The sequence below is a fragment of the Flavobacterium sp. genome, from assembly GCF_023151265.1.
Taxonomy (GTDB): Bacteria; Bacteroidota; Bacteroidia; order Flavobacteriales; family Flavobacteriaceae; genus Flavobacterium.
Window position 1 is genome coordinate 1 of sequence record NZ_JAKLJH010000182.1, and the last position, 4,101, is coordinate 4,101.

A 4,101-nucleotide genomic window follows, 5' to 3' on the forward strand; every position below is an offset into this window, starting at 1 on the left:
AGAGTTTACACTTTTAATTTCTTGAGCATTAGCAGTTAAAGAACAGCCAACAAATAAAATAAAAGCAGCGATTATTTTTTTCATAATTGTAAAAATTTATTTTTGGTTTGCCAAATCTAATTTAAATTTAGAAATAAAGCAAAAAAAGTTTTTTAAATAGTTACTCTTGTTTGTTCAATGCTTTTCTTTTTGACTTAGCAATCATTTCTTTGCGATGATTTTGTTTTTCTTCCCATTTTTTCATTTGTTCTGGGTTCAAAACTTTTTTCATTTTAGCTTTTAATTCAATTTGATTGTCTAAAGCTTCCATTTGTTTTTTGTATTTTTCATCAGAAGTAACTTTTTTCTCTTCTTCTCTTTTTGCTTTCATCTCGGTTTGAATGGCTTTTCTTTTTTGAGCTTGTTCTAAAAGTAAGGCTTTAACTTCTTTTTGTTGATTGGTGTTCAAATCTAAATCTAAAGTCATTTTTTTAGTTTGAAGTTCCGCTTGTTGTTCAGGAGTCATTTCTTGAACTTTTCTTGACTGAGCAAATGTTAAGCTACTTAAAGTAAGTGCTACAACTAAAATAAGTTTTTTCATAATGTATAGAAATTTAAGTTTTATGTTAATAAGACGTTGTAAATATAAAAAAGTTTAATTTAAGACAACAAAATAAAAAAAACGGGACTTAATTAGCCCCGTTTTTTTTATTTACCTAAGTATTCTGCGATTTTATTTTCGCCATCTACTGTAATCTTCATTAAGCCATGTTTGCTGATTCCTTTACTGGCAGCATCCCATTTTTTTCCGCTTAATTCTGATTTTATTTTTAAATCACCAATAGAAATACCTTCGTTAGCTTTTAAAATTTCGATAATGTGTTTTTCATCTTCTGTTAATTCTGGACCTTTTTTCTCAGGACGCATTTGTGGGAAGAACAATACTTCTTGAATCGATTGATTGTTTGTTAAGAACATGATTAATCTGTCCATTCCAATTCCTAAACCAGAAGTTGGAGGCATTCCATATTCTAAAGCTCTCAAGAAATCTTCATCGATAATTCCGTTTGCTTCATCATCACCTTTAGCAGCTAAAGCCATTTGGTTTTCAAAACGTTCTCTTTGGTCAATTGGGTCGTTTAATTCCGAATACGCGTTTGCAATTTCTTTTCCACAAACCATCAACTCAAAACGCTCTGTTAAGTCTGGATTATCTCGGTGCGATTTACATAAAGGCGACATTTCTTTAGGATAATCCGTAATGAAAGTTGGCTGAATGAAGTTACCTTCACATTTCTCACCAAAAATCTCGTCAATTAATTTTCCTTTACCCATGGTGTCGTTTACTTCGATTCCCATAGATTTTGCAGCTTCGCGCAATTCATCTTCCGATTTTCCAGTAATGTCAAAACCTGTGAATTGTTTGATGGAATCTGTCATCGTAACTCTCGCATAAGGAGCTTTGAAGTTTACTTTATGTTCTCCAAAAGTAGCTTCAGTTGTTCCGTTTACTTGAGTAGCGCAATATTCTAATAAATTTTCAGTCATTTCCATCATCCAGTTGTAGTCTTTGTAAGCTACATAAATTTCCATTGCGGTAAATTCTGGATTATGGGTTCTGTCCATTCCTTCGTTACGGAAGTTTTTCGAAAATTCGTAAACACCATCAAAACCACCAACGATTAATCTTTTCAAATATAATTCGTTAGCAATTCTCATGTATAATGGAATATCTAAACTATTATGGTGTGTAATAAAAGGACGTGCAGCGGCTCCGCCAGGAATTGATTGTAAAACTGGAGTTTCTACTTCCATATAACCAGCTTCATTGAAAAATGTTCTCATTGCCGTGAACAATTTTGTTCTCTTCATGAAAACTTCTTTCACTTGCGGGTTTACGACTAAATCTACGTAACGCATACGGTAACGTAATTCAGGATCAGTAAACGCATCAAAAACATGACCTTCTTCGTCGGTTTTTGGTAACGGAAGCGGTTTTAATGTTTTGCTCAACATTTTAAAATCATCCACACGAACACACATGGCGCCTACTTTCGTCATGAATAATTCACCTTCAATTCCAATAAAGTCACCTAAATCGGTTAATTTTTTGAAAACTTGGTTGTAAAGCGTTTTATCTTCACCTTCGCAAAGCACATCACGATTAAAATACAACTGAATTCTTCCTTCGCTGTCTTGTAATTCAGCAAACGAAGCTTTTCCTTGATCACGAACACTCATCAAACGTCCAGCCAAAATAACTTTCTTACCTTCTTCAAAATTTTCCTTCACTTGCTTTGAAGTGTGATTCACCGGAAATAAATCCGCTGGATAAGGGTTAATTCCAAGTTCGCGTAAAGCGTTTAATTTGTCTCTTCTAATGATTTCTTGTTCCGAAAGTTGCATAGTATTGTATTTAAGCGTGCAAATGTAACTATAAATTAAAAAACTGCCAACTTTCAACTGAACACTGAATACTTTTTTTAAGAGCGAATGGTTCGGGCTTTTTTGGTTTCCATGTTCCTGCAATCCGTTATATCTTTTTTTCAAAAAGGATGTCACTCCTGTCAGGGCTAATTAGCAAACTATTCGTATCTTTGCTTCACTTTTCAAAACACAATTTCGTTTACCATGAATAAAAAAGTCCAACTTCAAGATTTAGGAAATAAAGATTACAAAGACACTTGGGATTATCAAGAAGAATTATTCAAAGAAATTGTCGACATCAAAGTTCAAAATAGGAGAGAGGAAACTGCAATTACTACACCAAATTATTTTTTATACGTAGAGCATCCACATGTTTATACCTTAGGAAAAAGTGGTGATATGTCTAATTTATTACTTTCCGAAAAACAATTAGAAGCAAAAGGAGCAACGTTTTATAAAATCAATAGAGGAGGTGATATCACTTACCACGGACCAGGACAAATTGTGGGTTATCCAATTCTAGATTTAGAAAATTTTTTCACGGATATTCATAAATATTTACGCCTTTTAGAAGAAGCTATTATTCTAACTCTAGCAGAATACGGTTTACAAGGAACTCGTAGCGAAGGAGAAACCGGAGTTTGGTTTGATGTAGGAACACCTTTTGCAAGAAAAATTTGCGCAATGGGGGTTCGTGCTTCTCGTTGGGTAACCATGCACGGCTTCGCTTTAAACGTAAATGCTGATTTGGGTTACTTCGACAACATTATTCCATGTGGAATAAAAGGAAAAGCCGTTACATCAATGCATGTCGAATTAAGAAGAGAAGTAGATGAGCAAGAAGTAAAAGAAAAAATCTTAAAACATTTTCAAAATTTGTTTGAAGCAGAGATTGTTTAAAATTTAAATAAGTGAAGCGCTCTGTGTAGTTCTGTGTAAATTTAACCGCAAAGAACGCAAAGTTTTTTCGTAAAGTTCGCAAAGAATTAAAGTGAAGCGCTTTGTTTGAATTTTACAATTCCAAAGTCAATTGTTCTGGCAATAATCGGAAACTCATTCGGTGGTATTTGCATGGTCCGTATTTCTTAATGGCTTCTCTGTGGTCTTTGGTTGGATAGCCTTTGTTTTTCTTCCAATTATACATAGGGAACTCTTCGTGAATCTTATTCATATATTCATCTCTGTAAGTTTTTGCTAAAACTGATGCAGCTGCAATACTTAAATATTTGCTATCACCTTTAATAATGCTAGTGTTTGGTATTGATTTTAAAAGTTTGATTTCGTCTGTAGTAAAAATCTTTCCTGATTTCTGTTTCATGCCTAATTTTCCATTCAAAGGACGATTTCCATCTACAATTATATATTCAGGAGTAGGATTTAATTGTAAAATGCACTCTTGCATAGCTTTCATAGAGGCATTTAAAATGTTTATTTCGTCAATTTCATTGGGAAATATATGAGTAACGGTAAAAGAAGTTGCTTTTTCTTCTATTTCAGGTTTTAATTTTTCTCTAATCTTTTCAGAAAGTTGTTTCGAATCGTTGAGTAAATTCAGTTCAAAATTGTTAGGAAGTAAAATAGCAGCCGCAGTTACAGGTCCTGCCAAGCAGCCTCTTCCAGCTTCATCAGTTCCGCATTCTAATATTAAATTACTGTAACTTTTGCTTAACATGCTTTTTTTTGACAAAAATATAA

Annotated in this window: 4 protein-coding genes; 1 reads left to right on the forward strand and 3 read right to left on the reverse strand. The window is 33.3% G+C overall.

Annotated elements, in window-relative coordinates; genetic code table 11:
• Positions 1–160: 160 nt before the first annotated feature.
• Together L6Q46_RS12970 and lysS are read right to left on the reverse strand one after the other, a co-directional pair.
• A complete protein-coding gene (locus tag L6Q46_RS12970) occupies positions 161–580 on the reverse strand; it encodes a hypothetical protein (protein WP_111567639.1) in 420 nt (139 codons plus the stop codon).
• Positions 581–687: 107 nt separating this feature from the next.
• A complete protein-coding gene (gene lysS, locus L6Q46_RS12975) occupies positions 688–2,385 on the reverse strand; it encodes a lysine--tRNA ligase (RefSeq protein WP_291284663.1) in 1,698 nt (565 codons plus the stop codon).
• 225 nt (positions 2,386–2,610) lie between these two features.
• Here lysS and lipB point away from each other — a divergent pair, with 225 nt between their 5' ends.
• Positions 2,611–3,306 carry a lipoyl(octanoyl) transferase LipB gene (gene lipB / locus L6Q46_RS12980; RefSeq protein ID WP_291284664.1) on the forward strand — a complete coding sequence of 232 codons (696 nt, stop codon included), beginning with the start codon at positions 2,611–2,613 and terminating at the stop codon, positions 3,304–3,306.
• Between the two features lie 112 nt (positions 3,307–3,418).
• Here the strand turns inward: lipB and L6Q46_RS12985 are convergent, their stop codons facing one another.
• Entirely contained in the window at positions 3,419–4,078 is a 660-nt protein-coding gene (locus L6Q46_RS12985; RefSeq protein WP_291284665.1) for a ribonuclease HII, read from the reverse strand.
• Positions 4,079–4,101: the final 23 nt, after the last annotated feature.

What these genes read in the sequence shown, in the direction of transcription:
- L6Q46_RS12970 (WP_111567639.1), bottom strand. Translation starts at nt 580, where the DNA reads ATGAAAAAACTTATTTTAGTTGTAGCACTTACTTTAAGTAGCTTAACA.
- lysS (WP_291284663.1), bottom strand. Translation starts at nt 2,385, where the DNA reads ATGCAACTTTCGGAACAAGAAATCATTAGAAGAGACAAATTAAACGCT.
- lipB (WP_291284664.1), top strand. Translation starts at nt 2,611, where the DNA reads ATGAATAAAAAAGTCCAACTTCAAGATTTAGGAAATAAAGATTACAAA.
- L6Q46_RS12985 (WP_291284665.1), bottom strand. Translation starts at nt 4,078, where the DNA reads ATGTTAAGCAAAAGTTACAGTAATTTAATATTAGAATGCGGAACTGAT.